At 41.7% G+C, this 18,546-nt stretch carries 21 protein-coding genes; 9 read left to right on the top strand and 12 right to left on the bottom strand.

Annotated features, from left to right (window positions below):
- Nucleotides 1-124: 124 nt before the first annotated feature.
- The 9 genes from V7K56_RS17670 to V7K56_RS17630 all read right to left on the bottom strand — a co-directional run bounded on the left by V7K56_RS17670 (nt 125) and on the right by V7K56_RS17630 (nt 6,582).
- On the bottom strand, nt 125-1,528 hold the full coding sequence (locus V7K56_RS17670; RefSeq protein ID WP_334912169.1) for a ferredoxin:protochlorophyllide reductase (ATP-dependent) subunit N: 1,404 nt from the start codon (nt 1,526-1,528) through the stop codon (nt 125-127).
- Nucleotides 1,529-1,901: 373 nt separating this feature from the next.
- Nucleotides 1,902-2,687 (bottom strand): DUF5331 domain-containing protein, encoded by a 786-nt coding sequence (locus tag V7K56_RS17665; RefSeq protein ID WP_334912168.1) that lies wholly within the window; start codon nt 2,685-2,687, stop codon nt 1,902-1,904.
- A 32-nt stretch (nt 2,688-2,719) separates the two neighbouring features.
- Nucleotides 2,720-3,586: a ferredoxin:protochlorophyllide reductase (ATP-dependent) iron-sulfur ATP-binding protein gene (gene bchL / locus V7K56_RS17660; RefSeq protein WP_292774821.1), complete on the bottom strand. Its 867-nt coding sequence runs from the start codon at nt 3,584-3,586 to the stop codon at nt 2,720-2,722.
- Between the two features lie 662 nt (nt 3,587-4,248).
- A complete protein-coding gene (locus V7K56_RS17655; RefSeq protein WP_334912167.1) occupies nt 4,249-4,503 on the bottom strand; it encodes a TIGR02450 family Trp-rich protein in 255 nt (84 codons plus the stop codon).
- A gap of 107 nt (nt 4,504-4,610) precedes the next feature.
- The gene (locus tag V7K56_RS17650) at nt 4,611-4,847 is read right to left on the bottom strand and encodes a hypothetical protein (protein WP_334912166.1); all 237 of its coding nucleotides are present in this window, start codon (nt 4,845-4,847) and stop codon (nt 4,611-4,613) included.
- Nucleotides 4,848-5,273: 426 nt separating this feature from the next.
- Nucleotides 5,274-5,450 (bottom strand): HNH endonuclease, encoded by a 177-nt coding sequence (locus V7K56_RS17645; protein WP_334912165.1) that lies wholly within the window; start codon nt 5,448-5,450, stop codon nt 5,274-5,276.
- Nucleotides 5,420-5,689: a hypothetical protein gene (locus V7K56_RS17640; protein ID WP_104900801.1), complete on the bottom strand. Its 270-nt coding sequence runs from the start codon at nt 5,687-5,689 to the stop codon at nt 5,420-5,422. Before V7K56_RS17640 ends, V7K56_RS17645 begins: the two co-directional genes overlap by 31 nt.
- 388 nt (nt 5,690-6,077) lie before the next feature.
- Nucleotides 6,078-6,428 (bottom strand): hypothetical protein, encoded by a 351-nt coding sequence (locus tag V7K56_RS17635; protein ID WP_334912164.1) that lies wholly within the window; start codon nt 6,426-6,428, stop codon nt 6,078-6,080.
- Nucleotides 6,429-6,432: 4 nt separating this feature from the next.
- Nucleotides 6,433-6,582, bottom strand: coding sequence for a hypothetical protein (locus V7K56_RS17630; RefSeq protein ID WP_334912163.1), 150 nt, complete (start codon nt 6,580-6,582; stop codon nt 6,433-6,435).
- A 190-nt stretch (nt 6,583-6,772) separates the two neighbouring features.
- On the opposite strand from V7K56_RS17630, the gene clpB reads away from it, so the two are divergent.
- Both clpB and V7K56_RS17620 read left to right on the top strand, forming a co-directional pair.
- On the top strand, nt 6,773-9,391 hold the full coding sequence (gene clpB, locus V7K56_RS17625) for an ATP-dependent chaperone ClpB (protein WP_334912162.1): 2,619 nt from the start codon (nt 6,773-6,775) through the stop codon (nt 9,389-9,391).
- 472 nt (nt 9,392-9,863) lie between these two features.
- Complete coding sequence (locus V7K56_RS17620; protein ID WP_334912161.1) at nt 9,864-10,733, top strand: glycosyltransferase family 2 protein; 870 nt, start codon at nt 9,864-9,866, stop codon at nt 10,731-10,733.
- Between the two features lie 148 nt (nt 10,734-10,881).
- Here the strand turns inward: V7K56_RS17620 and V7K56_RS17615 are convergent, their stop codons facing one another.
- The gene (locus tag V7K56_RS17615) at nt 10,882-11,439 is read right to left on the bottom strand and encodes an SRPBCC family protein (protein ID WP_334912160.1); all 558 of its coding nucleotides are present in this window, start codon (nt 11,437-11,439) and stop codon (nt 10,882-10,884) included.
- Between the two features lie 421 nt (nt 11,440-11,860).
- Here V7K56_RS17615 and V7K56_RS17610 point away from each other — a divergent pair, with 421 nt between their 5' ends.
- The 6 genes from V7K56_RS17610 (at nt 11,861) to V7K56_RS17585 (ending at nt 16,927) form a co-directional block, all read left to right on the top strand.
- Nucleotides 11,861-12,055: a hypothetical protein gene (locus V7K56_RS17610; RefSeq protein WP_334912159.1), complete on the top strand. Its 195-nt coding sequence runs from the start codon at nt 11,861-11,863 to the stop codon at nt 12,053-12,055.
- A gap of 255 nt (nt 12,056-12,310) precedes the next feature.
- Entirely contained in the window at nt 12,311-12,472 is a 162-nt protein-coding gene (rd, locus tag V7K56_RS17605; protein ID WP_334912158.1) for a rubredoxin, read from the top strand.
- Nucleotides 12,473-12,523: 51 nt separating this feature from the next.
- Nucleotides 12,524-13,762, top strand: coding sequence for an NAD(P)/FAD-dependent oxidoreductase (locus V7K56_RS17600; protein ID WP_334912157.1), 1,239 nt, complete (start codon nt 12,524-12,526; stop codon nt 13,760-13,762).
- Nucleotides 13,763-13,997: 235 nt separating this feature from the next.
- Nucleotides 13,998-15,080: a hypothetical protein gene (locus tag V7K56_RS17595; protein ID WP_334912156.1), complete on the top strand. Its 1,083-nt coding sequence runs from the start codon at nt 13,998-14,000 to the stop codon at nt 15,078-15,080.
- A gap of 133 nt (nt 15,081-15,213) precedes the next feature.
- Nucleotides 15,214-16,266 (top strand): UDP-3-O-(3-hydroxymyristoyl)glucosamine N-acyltransferase, encoded by a 1,053-nt coding sequence (gene lpxD, locus V7K56_RS17590; protein ID WP_334912155.1) that lies wholly within the window; start codon nt 15,214-15,216, stop codon nt 16,264-16,266.
- Nucleotides 16,267-16,735: 469 nt separating this feature from the next.
- Nucleotides 16,736-16,927 (top strand): cyclic nucleotide-binding domain-containing protein, encoded by a 192-nt coding sequence (locus V7K56_RS17585; protein ID WP_334912154.1) that lies wholly within the window; start codon nt 16,736-16,738, stop codon nt 16,925-16,927.
- 118 nt (nt 16,928-17,045) lie between these two features.
- Here the strand turns inward: V7K56_RS17585 and V7K56_RS17580 are convergent, their stop codons facing one another.
- The gene (locus V7K56_RS17580) at nt 17,046-17,375 is read right to left on the bottom strand and encodes a hypothetical protein (RefSeq protein ID WP_334912153.1); all 330 of its coding nucleotides are present in this window, start codon (nt 17,373-17,375) and stop codon (nt 17,046-17,048) included.
- A 651-nt stretch (nt 17,376-18,026) separates the two neighbouring features.
- On the bottom strand, nt 18,027-18,284 hold the full coding sequence (locus tag V7K56_RS17575) for a Nif11-like leader peptide family natural product precursor (RefSeq protein ID WP_334912152.1): 258 nt from the start codon (nt 18,282-18,284) through the stop codon (nt 18,027-18,029).
- Between the two features lie 76 nt (nt 18,285-18,360).
- On the opposite strand from V7K56_RS17575, the gene V7K56_RS17570 reads away from it, so the two are divergent.
- The coding region (locus V7K56_RS17570; RefSeq protein WP_334912151.1) for a hypothetical protein at nt 18,361-18,546 on the top strand (186 nt) is incomplete at its 3' end.

Here is an 18,546-nt window from a genome sequence, read left to right as displayed (position 1 = left end):
ATTTTTGATTATCCCCATTTCTCCTCTTCCTCCGCGTTCTCTGTGCCTCTGCGGTTCGTAAAAAAAAGGACGAACCCGAAAAGTTCGCCCCTAACATGGTGTTATGCTGTTGCTCAATCCAAATCTAAATCTTCGCTTCCTCTTTCACCAACTTATCCCAACCCAAATCTTTCAAATTATTATTCCGACGCAACGGACGAGTCACCAACTCTAATATGTCACGCGCATTTGTAAAGCCGTGAATTTGAGCAAAAGTAAACTCCACAGACCACTTAGTATTAATACCGCGTGCTTCTAATGGGTTAGCGTGAGCCATACCAGTAATTACCAAATCTGGTTTCAACTCATAAATTCGTTGAAGTTGATTGTAATTATCCGGCTTCTCTACAATCTTTGGTAGGGGTGAACCCATTTCCTGGCAAGTTTTCTCCAGCAATGCCAACTCAGCACCTTGATAGCGCTTATCCATGTAGGGAATGCCGATTTCGTGAACTGTCATCCCACAACGGATTAAGAATCTTGCCTGGGAGATTTCCAGCAAGTTATCACCCATGAAGAATACAGACTTACCGCGAATTAGTTTGACGTAATCTTCCAACCCTGCCCAAATTTGTGCTTCCCGTTCATCCAAACCTTTGGGAGTAATACCAAACACCGAGCAGATTTTCTCAATCCAAGCGCGGGTGCCATCGGGGCCAATGGGGAAGGGTGCGCCAATGAGTTTACACTTGCGGCGGCGCATTAAGGTGGTAGCTGTGCGGCTGAGGAAGGGGTTGACACCAGCGACATAATACCCTTCTTCTAGTACTGGTAATTCAGTGAAGCGCTTCGCAGGTAGCCAGCCGGAAACTTTGATGCCTTGTTTCTTCAGTTCCAAGGTTAACTGAGTAACCACGGGGTCGGGAAGGGAGCCAAAGAGAACTAAGGGTGGATGATCCACGTACTCAGATTCATCTTGGGCGACATCTTCTTTCTTCTTGCCGAAGTTGAGCAATTTAGCGATCGCATTGCGTTCGTTCTTCTCTGTTTCCGCCACCGGAGCCTTATCAGGACAACGGTTAGCCATTGCTGCTAATACGGTGTCTTCCCCTTGGGTGAAGGCGTAATCTAAACCATTTGCCCGCGCTACAACGATGGGAATCCCAATTTCTGATTCTAGTTTCGGTGCCAAACCTTCTAAATCTGTTTTAATAATTTCGGTTGTGCAAGTGCCAATCCAGACAATTACACTCGGATTGCGATCGCGTTTAATCTGCAAGCACAACCGCTTTAACTCTTCATAATCATTCAGCTGTGCAGAAATATCGCCCTCTTCCAACTCTGCCATTGCATAGCGGGGTTCAGCAAAAATCATTACCCCCATCGCATTTTGCAGGAAGTAGCCACAAGTTTTTGTCCCAATCACCAAAAAGAAGCTGTCTTCAATTTTTTGATATAACCACGCCACGCAGCTAATTGGGCAAAAGGTATGGTAATTTCCAGTTTCACATTCAAAGTTTAAAGCTTCTGGTTGTTGAGCGACAGTCATTTTGTTTTTTCTCCCCTTGATATTTAATGGCAGATCTACCAATTTTAGATTTTAGATTGATAATTTTGGTGAAGCAGCGCGGTGAGCCAGGCGCTAACAGCGGGTTTCCCGACTTGTTCGCGCAGCGTCTCCCCTTGGGAGAAGCGACTGGCGTTAGCGCAGCGGTAGCGAGTATTCGAGCGTCACCTGTAAGGGTCTTGGGGGTTTCCCCCCATGAGTGACTGCTGTTAGCGCAGCGGTAGCGACGTAGGAGCGTCACCCGGAGGGATTGAAGGCTGGGACAACAAAAGTATCCTCTGTCTAACGACAATTTCCCTAATTTCTAATCCAAAACCCCAAATCTAAAACTTAAAATTGCGAAGAACGGCAATAATTAAGCGTTGGGGAAGAGACGGGCAATTTCTGATTCATCAAAAACGCCTGCTGGCAGTTCTTCCCCTAATAAATCGTTATTTTCCTCAGCCTTTTGCAAAGCTGTTTCATCACCCCAGACATCTGATAACACGTCTTTAAACGCATTTTCATCTAGTGGACTATCTTCAAGCGCCTCTTCTTCATCCAGCTTGACTTCCGTTGCAGCTGTTGTATCGAAGTCTATGTCCCCAAACTCATCTACTTCTAAACTAGAGGTTTCCAGAGACTTATCTTTTGAATCGTGTCCGTTGGTTAAGGAAACATCGCCAAAGCCATTTTCGGTTTCCTCCAATTCACTGATTCCCAGGCTTTCATCCTCAGAATCCACGATTACGAACTCTTGAACTACCGCCACCGACGCAAAGCCGTTTGTATGAGCATGTGTCAATGTTTCATCTTCAGGCTTTTCATCAATGACAGCTGCTTCTTCTACGTATTTCTCTACTTTTGGGTTGACGACGAAGCGATTACCGAGAGCTAAATCTGGGTCAAAATGCAAATCCAGCACCTCAATTAGGGTATCGGCGTCAGGATTGAGTTTGGCAAAGGGCAACATTAATTGCGCTAGCTTTGGCTCTAGGGCGTTAAGAACTCCCAGGATGAGGTAAGAAGGTGGTCGCTTCCCGCCATCAGGGGTGTAGACTGATTCCACTTCCATGTGCAGAGTAATCCAGTCTCGATTATTCTGGAAAAATTGCAACCACTTTTGCTTTAATGAGTCTGTAAAGCTGTGAAAGAATGCCATATTATTGTCCCCCATCCTGAGAACTTGGTGATTTATACAATCATCAAGTCTAGTTCCTCTTCGGAATTAGGAACCTGGGGTTTACCCGGATTTAGATAAAAATCAGATAACAAAGAGAACAATTCCCGATCTGGTGAATCATTAGGTACAACACCTTCGGGACGCGCCAAAATTTGGTCGGCGATGTTGAGATAGTAGTCGCAAACGTAGTCTAGGGAAGGATCTTGCTCTGCCATCTCAAACAATGTCTTACCCTTAACACGGGAAACACGGATATCTTCAATCAAAGGTAAAACTTCCAAAACTGGCATTGGTACTGCTTCTATATATTTTTCAATCAAGTCGCGCTTGGAGGTACGGTTGCCAATTAACCCAGCTAAACGTAGTGGGTGAGTTCGTGCTTTTTCGCGGACTGAAGCAGCAATCCGATTAGCCGCAAACAAAGCATCAAAGCCGTTGTCTGTAACAATCAGGCAGTAATCTGCATAGTTGAGTGGTGCTGCAAAACCACCGCAAACTACGTCACCAAGAACATCAAAAAGAATTACATCGTACTCATCAAAGGCGTTGAGTTCTTTAAGTAATTTCACGGTTTCGCCGACTACGTATCCACCGCACCCCGCACCCGCAGGTGGTCCACCAGCTTCTACGCAATCAACACCGCCGTAGCCTTTGTAAATAACATCTTCTGGCCAGACATCTTCGTAGTGATAGTCCTTTTCTTGAAGGGTGTCGATAATTGTCGGAATCAAAAACCCAGTCAGGGTAAAGGTACTGTCATGTTTGGGGTCGCAACCAATTTGCAGCACTTTCTTGCCACGTTTAGCTAGGGCGACTGATATGTTACAGCTAGTTGTGGATTTACCGATACCACCTTTTCCGTAGACTGCTAGTTTCACTTTTGTTTGCCTCTTATAGCTTTTTGTCAAACTTGTGGCTCAAACATTTGCCTCCACCTGTCCTGAGATGGCCATGGGTGAGGTCTGTGATTGTCATTATTGGGCAAATTACATAGAAAAGAAAGTGGCTCTTAATTTTTAAAACTGTTTTATCCGATGGATTAGAACTTAATTAAGGGTATTTCAGCTTTAATTAGCTTAAAAATCCTATTTATCTCGAAAAATTCCTATTTAAAAAATTTTTATTATTTATTTTTATAAAAATAGTTACAAAATACAAAAATTTAGATCGGCTTTTTTGAATGCTTTTCATAGAATTAGCTGATGGTCAGACAACGTGTTTTCAAGGCATTGGGCGCAGGGGCACGGGTAAACAAAGGTATGTGTAGCCTGATGCTGGAAATACTACTGAAATTTGCGTTAGCGTAGCTCACCGTTCGCGTAGCGTCTCGTAGAGAAGGTATCGCAGATAAGTTGCCAGTTTTTAGTCGATAGCTAAGACCCTTTAATTGCTGCTTGAGAGTAAGTTAGTGTGATTTTGTAAAAAATTATTAAATTGTCAAATATTGTCTAAGCTGATTAAAATCTTTTGGCTGCCGCCAGTGAAGGAGGCGGCAGCCTACTAATGGGCATTCCCTGTTTCTGACTGGGAACAAGGCAAATCAGGACACCTCAGTTTCAATTTCCTGGATTTCCTGTAATGTTTGCCAGCCAGCTTGCCACTGGGAGCTATCTTGTAATAATTTGGCATTTATCCAAAAACGGACTTTAGAATCGCAAGCAGCAACCATTTCGGCGTAAACCCACTTAGCCTGATTTTTCCGGTTAACAACTTGGAAATGCCTCCAGCCATCAACTTTTCGCTGTGCTGTCCATTTAGAACCAACTAGGTAAGGAAATTTTTGTTTTTTTGTCATTTGTCATTTGTCATTTGGCATGGGGCATTGGAAAGAGACAAGGAAGAAACTTGTTCAATAATTCTCCCTCATCCCCTTCATTCCCCTTATCCTCCCCCAGTCCTCAATTAAGATGTCACCAAATCACCATTACGGATAAACTTCTGGCAATGCAACTCACTATCTTGCTGGACACATAGCGAAAACCATCTGATATGACTCCAGCAGGTGTTGATGTTGTTGGTAATTTTGCGCTTTTTCTTGGAAAGTCGTTGCCTTACAACTTCGTTAGGGCAAAGTATTTCTAACGTACCCGTACCATCTTCGTAATCGATGATGCGAAAGTTTACACTGCGATCGCACAACTACTTAACCATTATTGTGACTACTGCCAAGCCCCTGAACTAATCTTTAACGATAATTAATGAGTTCGGCGACAAAAATAAATAGTTTGTTTGGAGTAAGTCGGGATTTAGCGGTAACTTAGCCGTGAGGCGATATAGCTCAAGGGTATTTTCTCTTATTCTTGACGTGAATCTGATTGTGGTGGATGCCAACCAGCTTCTACCCAAAAACGACGAGCCACTTGAATCGAAGGCTCATCCCGACGTTCATCATTGAAGTCAAAGCGAGTGCTAGTTGCCCTCCCTATAGGAGTTGTACCGACAATTTTTGTCCCGTCTTTTGTCCAGATAAAATGGTCAGACCATTGTTGCTGACGGGGATGAAATAGAGAGACTTGTTCTTGGGTTTTGGGATCAATACCTACTGTAAAATTATAGTGACGCTCATTACAGCGATGACAAGCTTAATGCTAAATTATCCAGTTCATCAGAACCACCCAAAGATTGCGGCATGATATGGTCAATTGTAAAACGGTCTGGACTCAAGTATTCTGGAGAATGACAATATTCGCAAAGGTATTCAGATCGTTTTCTTACAAGTCTTCGAGTTTGTTCGGACACCATTTACTTTTCGCCGCTAGTTGAGCGTTAATCAAGGTAAATATTCGCTCTAATTCGGAGATACCTACATATTCAGCTTCTTCTTCAGGAGTAAGTGCATCAGCTTTTTTCTTTTGCAACAGTTCTTCAAAGCGGGACTGTAGCTCATCAGTGAATTTAAAAAGATAAATATCACCGAATTCGCTCATCCTGATACCAGAAGACATTAAGGATGAGGGTTGAACCATCAATTGAGTAGTCATTGTGTGTTCACAGTGCTTTTGGTTCTATTGTGCCTCAATTAATCGATGATTATAGCGGTGTGATACCATTTCCCAAAATTTTTGCAACATATAAATCGGCTGTAGGAGCGTACAGGTGTACACCCTAGCTATGTATCTGTATCAGCTATTTCGTTAAACAGTATGAGCGAGTGCGCTCGCGTAAAGCATCCACTTTCTTAGTAGGGAAATGGTTTTGGATTTAATTATTTCGCTGTACTTAATTCAAGCGAGAACCGCTACAAAAATTTATTTATCCACCAAGGCTCCTCTTCCACTCAGCAAGACCAATTGCTAACACATACTCTAGCCATTCCTTGAACCGTTTTTCAATACTTTCAAAGGCTTCAGCATAATTAAACTGAAATAGTTATTGAGTGGCTTGCTTCAGATTTGAAACGTCCTTACCTCCCTCTTCATTAGCTACTCTCTTTAAGGTAAAAGCTGATACCACAAGTATTCCTTGAAAGCTATAATTAATACTGTGAAAACTGATAACTAATTCAAATTGATCTTGGGTCATTATAGTAAGTCTGATCCATGACTTATAAGCTTCAAGATTAGCGTAATATTCAAGTTTTTTAGCTGTTTGTATAATCTGGTCATAGAACCAGTAATTGTCAGAAGTATCTGTTGATTCTTTAATAGAGGCACTATAGTTTGCTCCCATAGGAGCCAGATTCAGAAGTCCTGTGTTTAATTTGACAGACAGCTCTTCCATACGTTTATTGGCTTTGGTGAGAGTTTTGGTAACACCACTCGGCTAAATATTGCCTATCCTTGAAGGAAGATAAAGCACGCGATCGCCCTATATTTCCACTCGCCCACAACAGCCCATAAATCACTTGAAATCGCCAATAGGGATTAAGCTGCACTAACAAGAATCGCACATAGGAAAATCGGAACTAGGGGAAAATACCACTTTTACAAGACGTGAACACCGATCTAGGCGATCGCTCTGCTGTTCATACAATATTTATAAATGAGAACAGAAATTGTGTTTACTTGGTGTTTTGGTTGTAGTCTGCGACAAGCCACTGCACCTTTACGTTCCTGAAAAAGCCTATGCAACCTACTAATCCTAACCAATTTACAGAAAAAGCCTGGGAAGCGATCGCCCATACTCCTGATATTGTTAAACAATATCAACAACAGCAAATTGAAAGCGAACACCTGATGAAAGCACTGCTAGAACAAGATGGTCTAGCAACTGGGATTCTCACTAAAGCGGGTGTTGACTTGCAAAAACTGCGCGATCGCACTGAGCAATTTTTCCAACGTCAGCCAAAAGTATCTGGTACTAGCAGTTCTGTCTACTTAGGACGCAGCTTGGATACACTTCTAGATCGAGCAGACGGATATCGCAAAGAGTTTCAAGACGAATATATTTCAATTGAACACTTATTACTGGCTTACGCTAAAGATGACCGCTTTGGCAAAGCTTTATTCCAAGAGTTTGGTTTAGACGAAGGCAAACTAAAAAATATTATTAAACAAGTTCGGGGGAGTCAGAAAGTGACTGATCAAAATCCAGAAGGCAAATACGAAGCACTGGAAAAATACGGGCGTGACCTTACAGAAGCTGCACGTAAAGGTCAACTCGATCCAGTGATTGGGCGAGATGATGAGATTCGTAGGACTGTGCAAATTCTCTCTCGCCGCACCAAGAATAATCCTGTGCTAATTGGTGAACCGGGTGTTGGTAAAACTGCGATCGCTGAAGGATTAGCACAGCGCATTATCGCAGGTGATGTACCTCAATCCCTCAAAGATTGCAAGCTAATTGCTTTAGATATGGGTGCTTTGATTGCAGGCGCAAAATTCCGGGGTGAATTTGAAGAACGCCTGAAAGCAGTATTAAAAGAAGTTACTGAATCTATCGGCAAGATTGTTTTATTTATTGATGAAATTCACACTGTTGTCGGCGCTGGTGCAACCCAAGGCGCTATGGATGCTAGTAACTTGTTAAAACCAATGTTGGCGCGGGGCGAATTGCGCTGTATTGGGGCAACAACCCTAGATGAATACCGCAAACATATCGAAAAAGATGCCGCGCTAGAAAGACGCTTCCAGCAAGTTTATGTCGATCAGCCTAGTGTAGAAGATAGTATTTCGATTTTGCGCGGATTGAGAGAACGTTATGAAAACCACCACGGGGTGAAGATTTCTGATAGCGCTTTAGTTGCAGCAGCTGTATTGTCGAGTCGTTATATTAGCGATCGCTTCTTACCAGATAAAGCGATTGACTTGGTAGATGAAGCCGCCGCGAGATTAAAAATGGAGATTACCTCCAAACCAGAAGAACTCGACGAAATTGACCGCAAGATTCTGCAATTGGAAATGGAGAAGCTTTCGCTGCAAAAAGAAAGCGATGCTGCTTCTCGTGAACGTCTAGGAAGATTGGAAAAAGAAATTGCCGATCTCAAAGAAGAACAAAAAACACTGAATACTCAATGGCAATCTGAAAAAGATATCATTGACAAAATTCAGTCTGTTAAAAAAGAGATTGAACAGGTCAACTTAGAGATTCAGCAAGCAGAACGCGATTACGACCTTAACCGCGCTGCTGAATTGAAATACGGTAATTTAACCAGTTTGCATCGTCAATTGGAAGCAGTAGAAGCAGAATTGGCAAACACTCAAAGAAGTGGTAAATCACTATTACGAGAAGAAGTTACAGAAGGTGATATTGCCGAAATTATTTCTAAATGGACAGGAATTCCGATCAGCAAATTGGTGGAATCGGAGAAAGAAAAACTGCTGCATTTAGAAGATGAACTGCACCGCCGGGTAGTTGGACAAGAAGAAGCAGTCACAGCAGTAGCCGATGCAATTCAGCGATCGCGGGCTGGATTAGCCGATCCCAATCGTCCTATCGCTAGCTTTATTTTCCTTGGGCCTACGGGTGTGGGTAAAACCGAGTTGGCGAAAGCACTGGCGGCGTATATGTTCGATAGCGAAGATGCGCTGGTGCGAATCGATATGTCTGAGTACATGGAAAAACACGCCGTCTCTCGCTTAATTGGTGCGCCTCCAGGATATGTGGGTTACGAAGAAGGCGGACAACTTACAGAAGCAATTCGTCGCCGTCCTTACTCAGTGATTCTCTTCGACGAAATCGAGAAAGCACACCCCGATGTCTTTAATATCTTCTTGCAAATTCTTGATGATGGTCGCGTCACTGATGCCCAAGGTCATAAGGTGGATTTTAAGAACGCTATTATCATCATGACTAGCAACATCGGTTCGCAATACATTCTTGATGTTGCTGGGGATAATGCCCACTACGACGAAATGCGCCGTCGAGTCATGGAAGCGATGCGGAATAGCTTCCGTCCAGAGTTCCTGAACCGGATTGACGAAATCATCATCTTCCACGGTTTGGATAAGCAGGAATTGCGGCAGATTGTGCTATTGCAAGTGCAAAGATTGCGGCAAAGATTGGGCGATCGCAAAATATCTCTCAAACTCTCAGATGCTGCCCTTGACTTTTTAGCAGAAGTAGGGTATGACCCGGTGTATGGGGCGCGTCCACTGAAGCGGGCGATTCAGCGAGAGTTAGAAACTCAAATTGCTAAATCCATCTTGCGCGGCGAATTCAACGACGGTAACACCATCTTTGTAGATGTGCAAAATGAAAGGTTGTCCTTTAGCCGTTTACCAGTAGAAGTATTTACTGGATAATTACACCTCACAAATCACACACAAAAACCCGTTTTCCGTGAGAAAGCGGGTTTTTGATTGTTTTAGGGAGAAAGTGGGAATTATCGCTCTTCCATCACTCTCAGAAAACAATAATCGAAGCAGAAAACTGAAACTATGACTCAATCAAGGTTTGAGGCTTTATTTTCTAATATAAATTCAAAAATGTAGCCAAAACTCGGAAAGCAAAGTCTCGTAAGCCTTGCAGCGATTGCTTTCTCCAAGACTGATGGAAGAGGGTTATATCATGTCCGCCTAATTAGTTATAATTCCCACATCTGTGCAAAAACCAGGAAAACCTTTTTCCCCTTGCCCCCTGCCCCCTGCTCCCCTGCGGTCTTAATGATAAGTCTTTAACCGGACATGATATTATAAATTATATTCCTAAAAAGAAAAATTGGAAATTAGGAAAACTATTTTCCAATCTTCAGTCTCCTTTGCAAAGTGATAACTAATGATCAGTGTAATTACACCAGTTTATAATGGTGAGAAATTTATAGAAGCTTGCCTTCAAAATGTCATTAACCAAAATTTTGCAGAAGTTGAGCATATTATTGTCGATGGTGGCTCAACTGACAAAACAATAGATATTATCAAACATTACGCCAATCAATATTCCCATATCCGCTGGATTTCTGAAAAAGATCGGGGACAATCAGATGCGATGAATAAAGGAATTGCTATGGCGCGAGGAGCGATTATAGGTATTTTAAATGTTGATGATTTCTATGAGCCAAAGGTTCTTAGTCGTATTTTGGAACTATTTAAAACTTTACCAGAACCTAGCTTGATTGTTGGCAATTGTAATATGTGGGATCATCAAAATAGCTTAATTCATATTAATAAACCTAAACGACTACGGTCAGTTGATTTATTGATGCAAAAGCAAATTAATGATGATGGCATGATTGATGTTACTTTTCCTGTGAATCCATCGGCTTACTTCTACCACAAATCCTTACATCAACAAATTGGAGTCTACAAAGTTGAAGAGCATTATGTAATGGATATAGATTTTTTACTTAAGGCAGTTAAAGTAGCTTATGTCAAATATTCTAATGAAATTTGGGGAAATTTTAGATATTATCCAGGAACAAAAACTTTTGATGATTCTACAAATGGAACAAATAAAACGCGCATTCAACAGTTATTTAAGGAATATGCTAAAACACTCTCTATTATTGAGCAATGGGAGATACGCTTGAATAGAATCATGATTTTTATTCCATTAAGAATTTTCTATTTTTCTAAGTATCCGCAACGATTACCTCAATCGATTATGAATCGATTCATGAAATCGATTTCGTATTTAAATAGTAAATAAGAAGTGCTAGTGGAACGGTACATACAGCATAATTCAGAATTGTCCGTTTATTCCTGCAAAAAAGCAAGCTACGCACAGCATCTCTTCGAGAGCGTTTTGTTCGCGTAGCCACTAAATTCATCCTTCAAATCAGCAACGCCTGAATTTTTTATTGAGCTTTACACATAACTTGTCGCATTTTACGCATATTTGCAGGTAACTCGAAATTCATCGCTTGTTGAATAAAAATAGATGGAATCGGAATTAGAGGTGTTGCTTGCACAGTATAAGCAAGTATTGTGCCATTACCACAATCTTTTAGTTCTAAATTGGCGTCAAAATCCTCAAAAGTCCCATTTACCATGCGAAATTGGATTTGCTGCCCCAGCACTTCTACAACATTGAGGTAAATTTCCACTTGAGCCGTGAAAAAGAAGAAGGCTTTTTGTGCTGCTTGATACAGACGTTTGACTTCACCTTTATGTACTACCTCACTCTTGGTGATATCAGGAAAATATTGCACCCACCGGGGATAATCAGTTAATTGCTGCCAAACGTGCGATCGCACCATCGGCAAATACATCCAGGCTGTCACCGCACCACCCGACATCTTGTGCGATCGCGTTTCTACCAAAATTTCACCCTGTACCAGCAACTTTTGCTTGTCTTGACTCCAAGCCATATCTGAACCTGCAATAATTGAATCTGATATATAAGACGCAGACATAATGATTAAGTTACTCCTCAACTCATCCACCTAAATAGAGTTGAAACTACAAGCCATAAAACTTGATTTAGATCCAACCCATTATAAAATTAGTTCTAGTTTAATACTTATCTTTTCAGGAAAGGATGATTTTTTACTAATTATTTCAGTTACTTTACTATAAAAACTGTGTTTCTTATCACAATTAACATAATTGATACTTTAGTGAGTTTTGTCAAAGTAATACTTTAGATGAAAAACTACGTTGTTAACAGCTAGAATGGCACAAACACAATTTAACATCAAGTACCTTACCCCAATGTTTGGATAGTATCTCTCAATTTTTACGTGTTATTTATGATAAAACTGCGACTTCATCGTAACTTCATATCTTAATGATCAATATCAAGTGTAATGTTTGTATAATTGAGAGGAAAATTAGGTGAGTCAATCTTCTTTAAATCGTAGATTAATCCAGATTTTTGGTATACTTCTTGGCATTAGCGTCGCCGTCTGGGTACTTAGAGGTATTGGTATTCTCACTTTTATTCCAGGTGGAATTATTTGGCTGCTGCTATTTGGGGCGATCGCGATCGGGATTATCAGTTACGCCCAAAGGACATGGTGGCGTTTTTAATTATTTGTCATTAGTCTAAGATACGAGAGTTTTTGCTACATACCTCACTTCTTGTAGGTGAAAAAAATCAGGATATCGGACTAATTCTTACTGCGCTCACAAGGAGCGTGGTTTCTCTTGGACTAATGACTTTGCGAAACGCTTTGATTTTCATGCCGTAGTTCTCGTTTAAGAATTGTAGCTTGCCTATTTTGACTCACTGCCAAAAGTATTTAATACTGAAGCAATGCCAACAATTTACGAGAGGAAAAGAACATGGCAAAGTATATATGTACTGTTTGCGCCTATGAATATGACCCAGAAGTAGGCGATCCAGATAGCGATATAGCGCCAGGAACAGCCTTTGAAGATATACCAGATGATTGGGTATGTCCGGTTTGCGGTGCTACAAAAGATCAATTTGAACCAGTTGAATAGTGAAGATAACGGCTAGCCTAGTAAGGTACGTGCTATTGAGAATTTTAGAACTTGCTACCGTTACAAATTGTAGTTATTGGGGGTGGGGCAGCAGGATTTTTTGGCGCGATCGCTTGTGCTAAAGCCAATCCTGATGCCCAAGTTACTTTACTCGAAGCCAGTCGCCAACCCCTAGCAAAAGTGCTAATTTCTGGTGGCGGACGCTGCAATGTAACTCACGCTTGCTTTGAGCCAGAGGAATTAGTGCAAAATTACCCCAGAGGTACAAAAGCTTTGCGGGGTGCTTTGACTCGGTTTGGGCCTGAGGATACAGTAGCTTGGTTTGCTGCTAATGGAGTCTATCTCAAAACTGAAGCTGATGGCCGGATGTTTCCTGTCACCAATACTTCAGAAACTATTGTGGAATGTCTAATTAAATCGCTGGCGACATCTGGGGTAAAACTCCGTATCGGTACACCTGTGACTTCAGTGAGAACTTCCGCAGATGAGGGTTTTGATATTCTTCTAAAGTCGGGAGAGACGATTAAATGCGATCGCCTACTTCTGGCGACTGGTAGCAGCCTTGCGGGTTATAAAATTGTCCAAGAGTTAGGTCATGAAATTGAACCGCCAGTACCCTCGTTATTTACCTTCAACATTGTCGATCAAAAGTTGCGGGAATTGGCTGGAGTTAGCGTTAACCCCGCTCAATTGCGGTTATCTGCGGGCGGAAAATCCCAATTACAACAAACTGGGCCATTGCTAATTACCCACTGGGGTTTGAGTGGCCCGGCTGTTTTGAAACTTTCTGCTTGGGGTGCGAGAGTTCTGCGCGAAAGCCGCTACCAAGCCAGATTATTGATTAATTGGCTGCCTGATTTGCACCAAGAACAAGTGCGAGAAAAAGTTTTAGCAGTAAAGGATGAATGGGGAAAGAAAGCGATCGCATTACATCGTGGCGTTGATCTCCCCCATCGTCTTTGGCAATATATCATTGCTCGTGTAAGCATTTCCACAGAAGACCGTTGGGCAGAAATATCTAGTAAAACCTTAAATCAACTGGTGCAAGAACTTACTCAAGGACAATATTTAATCAACGGCAAAGGAGCCTTCAAAGAAGAATTTGTTACCTGCGGCGGTGTCAAGCTCAAAGAAGTCAACTTCAAGACGATGGAAAGTAGGTTAATTCCTGGTCTTTATTTTGCTGGAGAAATTTTAGATATCGATGGTGTTACCGGTGGGTTTAACTTCCAAAGTGCTTGGACAACTGGTTATTTAGCAGGCGTGGCAATGGCGATTAGCCACGAATAGTCTGCCGCTCCAAAATTGATGGATTTGGAGTGACACAAAGACGCGGAATTTTTCTTTGTGTTAACCCGAACCCATTTACCAGTTCTTTAGGAACAAGCGATCGCTACTTAACTATATTTACTTATCAAAATTCTTATTAATCCTCCAGCATTTCCCACCTTGCCACTCTACATTTACACCAGCCACCCTAGAGAAGACAAATTTTTCCGGATGTATTACTTTTTTCATAAAAAATATGAATACTGATAAAAATGCTGCGTCTGAAATTACGTTGCAGGGAAGCCAGTATATGCTGCATGGCTTTCCAGTGCTTGGTATTCCTGATGAGGAACGTGCTGTAAAATACTTCAGCCTCAATCCATTTCTGCCAAACGCCCAGAATCGTTGCCCGATTGAATGTGCCTATTGTGTATGTCATCAAGACCGTGAATGGCATCATTATCCACAAAATTTTCAGGATGTCTCAGATCCAGTTGACCTGCTCGATCTTTTGCTAAACTACATTTTTGCTACCCAGGAGGGACAAAAGGGCTTTCCAATTTCACTGTGTGATTACTCTGACCCTTTTATTCCAGCCCATCGAGAACGCGTACTATCAATTCTGGATGCACTGATTGACCGCAAAGCTGCCAACATAGTCTACATCACCACCAAAGTCCATCCTGGTCAATCTTTTCTAGAGCGCCTCAAAACAATTCTAGAGCGACCTCATTCACTTCGAGTCACTGTCTTTGTTAGTCTACCACCCTTGAAACCAGGCTATGAGCAAGCCTCAATTCAGAGCCGGGTACAGTTGCTGCAAGATTTAGTAAACCTTGGTATACCCTGTTGTTGGTATCTGCGTCCACTGGTTGAAGAGTGGTTTGATGAAGCTTTAATGTGGCAATTAGCACGGACACTATTGCCCCATGTTTCCCGTCACGTTATTCTGTCTGGGCTTGTGATGTCTGAAGAGATTGAAGCGAGTCTGTTAAAACAGGAATTAATTGTTCCAGAATGGGATCGTACACAACCAGGACGTAAGCAATACTTATCATTGGAGTTCGAGTCAAAACTGCGCTCAATTCTCAGTACTGTTGCTAGCGAGCAAAATATTTCTCTCGGCCCGGTAATGGGACATCGGCTATGCGGTACTAACGGCAATCATGCCTATGGCTGCTTGATTTGCGCCAAACAAAACCGTTATTGCCAGCTTTTTCAACTTCATCATTATGGTGAAACGATCGTTACCGAAGATAATCAACGCCTCAAGACCCTATTGAGAGAAGATTCTGTGAAAGTAAGCTCACGAGAGCCATCAATAGAAGAATGTCACTAAAGTAATCCAACTTAAAGTGAATTTAGGAACAGTCTAATTGCCTCACCGCTACGCGTCTACAAAATTATTGTATTGGAGCATAAAGAGGGAAAATTATCTTGCGATTGTAGATCAATTTTGAACACACCCAACAATGAAATTCAGCGAAATCCTCCGTCAATTTGGTGACGCGGCCACCAATCATAGCCTGACTAGTAACCCAAACCAAGACCCAGAAATTACAGGGGTAGCAGCTATTGATGAAGCTATCAACGGTACGATCAGTTATGTAGAAGGTGCAAAATTTGGGTCTTTTGTCGGCAATACCAATGCTAGTGCTTTAATTTTGCCCCAAGACGAAAAATTACAGGCGCTTGCACAAGAAAGAGGTATTGTCTGGCTAGCGACCCCAGATCCGCGATTATTGTTTGCCAAAGCGATCGCACTTTTTTATCAACCATATCGCCCTACCCCAGAAATTCATCCCACCGCTGTGATTCACTCTACCGCAAAAGTTGGTAGTGATGTTTATATTGGCCCCCATGCTGTGATTCAACAAGGGGTAGAAATTGGCAATGGTGCAATCATTCATCCGAATGTAGTAATTTATCCAAATGCCAAAATAGGCGATCGCACCACCTTACACGCTAACTGTACCATTCACGAACGCACCCGCATTGGTGCAGATTGCGTCATTCACAGTGGTGCTGTCATTGGTGCAGAAGGCTTTGGTTTTGTTCCTACCCGGACTGGTTGGTTCAAAATGGAACAATCAGGCTATACAGTCTTAGAAGATGGTGTAGAAGTTGGCTGTAACACTGGTATTGACCGCCCAGCAGTCGGAGAAACACGGGTAGGTCGCAATACAGTAATTGATAGCTTAGTGCAAATAGGTCATGGTTGCCAAATCGGTTCTGGTTGTGCGATCGCAGGTCAGGTTGGCATGGCGGGAGGTGTTAAACTGGGAAATCGCGTTATTTTAGCTGGACAAACAGGAATAGTTAATCAAGTGAAGATGGGAGATGGGTCGATGACATCTGCTCAAACTGGAATTCATAACGATGTTGCACCAGGAGAAGTTGTCTGCGGAACTCCAGCCCTTCCTTACAAACTATATCTCAAGGTATCTGCTGTTTATGGTCGCCTGCCAGATATGTATCAATCGCTAAAACAATTGCAGCGTAAATTCAAAAATAGCAATGATTAAGCTAAAAGTTATCTAAATTGCATAACCAAATTCAAACAGGACTTTTGCGGGGCGTAAATCTTGCACGTCCTATTTTAAAGCCTTTGGCATGGCTTCTCTACGAGACGCTACGCAAAGCCTCTTGTAGAGAGCGTCTGAATAAACGTCTTAATTCTGATGCCTTGGCGGAGCTTTCCTTGCTCCGCTCTTGAATTCTTCTTCAATTTTTAGAAGTCCCTACTGAAATTTCAATACTTACTGTAATTTACAACAATCACCTATTTTTGTTAGGGACTTCCAGGAAATAAAATATACGAGTCCTGAATTTTACAGCCAATAGTTAGTCGCTATTATTGATTACTTTTTACACAAATTTATAATTATCATGTCCCTAGTATCGAATTCAGAAGCAACTCCTGTAAAACAAGTTCTTTCTAATTTTCGTCATTTTAGAGTTTTGCAAGACCAAGATTTTGACTAGCTCAACTCGGTGGCAGAGGAGAAAATCTATCAAGCAGGAACAGTTTTAATCGAGTCCGGTAAACTTGTCACATTTATTTATATATGCTTAAGTGGCAATTTAGCGATGGTGCAGTCTCAACAAGATAGCGATAAACAGCAGTTAACAACATTCTCAAAGGGCAAACTAGTTGGTGAAACTTCGCTTCTAATGGATCTTTAACTCGGTTGGGGTCTTCGGAACGAGCCGGGGGACGGATCTCAATCCCCGACGCTGCACCTACCGCTCCCGCAGCAATTAATAAGTTTGCTCCTTCAAGTAAAAATTCTGCGGCTTTCGGTTAAAAAATTGCCGTTAAATTGCCAATGGAGCGATCGCTAACTTGTTGGTTAAGTTTGAGGCGATTATGAAATTGAGCTTTTCGTGCTTCTTCCTCTTGTTGATGGAGTTGGTGCAGACAAACTAAAAATTCGGCGATGAATTGCTGCAACTGCTCGATTAGAAATGCTGGTGTTTTGATTTCACTACTATCAATACCTGCAAAAGCGATGTTAACATCCCGAAAAAAAGCTACGCAGCACTCAATCCATCGTTGCATTAACTGTGAAATCTCAGTTAATGTTAGCTCATCAATAGAATTTTCTTGATAATTACCATCTTGTAAGTTCACCTTGAGGAGTATAGAATATTCACTGCCCGATTCAGATCCGCGTTCACCAAACTACAGTTTCACTCCAAAACGAGCTAATCAACTTCAACAACAGCCAAAGCTTTTGAGGTTTTATTAAACAGCCTGTGAGAGCGTATTGAAGGTGTATTTAACGAGGTAAAAAATACCGGACTTCAGAAAGCAGAAGTATGAAGGCAGCTATGCTGAAGCGAAACCACGTTTTTAAACGTGGGATTGATCTTGGACGCTTTGTATCTCGCGCTACGCGTCTCGATACAATTCTTTTTTTAAACTGTAGCTCAGACCCAGAACTAAAGTTTTTATTAATACTCCTTTCCTTCTGCCTTGTGCCTTTCTTGTAATTTTGAACGTATGCTGAGAAAGAAAAGAAGTGTTCACGTAAATGTTACGCAAACACTTCTTTTTGTCCAAAGTCCAATTAATTTGGCAATCGATATCCAGGTTTTCAACTCCGCCAGCAACAAATTCATCTTTCTCATTGATAGAGAATTTATTGCTGGTCAAGAGAAGTTTAGGTACACTGCTTCAAATTTAGCCAAGTTCAGTAAGTAAAACTACCCTAGCAGGAAATGCGAGCACCACTGATAGTCCGCTCAACAGGCGCAGCTTGAATCGGAAGTTTAGATGATTTCATGATTTTTCTCCAGAGCCTTCTATAGATTCTTCTGGGGTTTCTAAAAGTTCAGATTGTGCAGATAAAAACCAGGGCACAAGTTCTTCTTCAAGTTCTAGGGCAGTAAATTCATAGCCCCTTTGATTGGCTTCCTCTGTCAAATAATTGACAATGCCAACTTTAGTTTTTCCTTTATTTAAACCTCTCCTGATGTCTTGTAAAGCCGGGTCTTTTTTGACATTGTCAAGAAACTTTATGACACTTTCTTTGCTCATTGCTTAGTTATCGCAGCTAATAATACTCCAACGAATACAATTAGAGAAAAGCTGAACCTCCTGTGATAATTATCTGTTGAAAAAAGAAATACAAATAGTCAAGAAACGTTCAGGTTTGTCTTTAACTCCATATTCTCCCTCGCTTAAGGGACTTCCAGGAAATAAAATATACAGTTTTGAAAATGATAATCATTACAGGGGGAGGAGGGCGGGGTTGCCAACGGCAACCCCCGCCACCCCAAATAAACAAGAAAAATCTCCC

The organism is Nostoc sp. (assembly GCF_036917535.1).
Classification (GTDB): Bacteria; Cyanobacteriota; Cyanobacteriia; order Cyanobacteriales; family Nostocaceae; genus Nostoc.
Note: the sequence above shows the minus strand (reverse complement) of the source record. Positions and strands in the feature narration are given on the sequence as shown.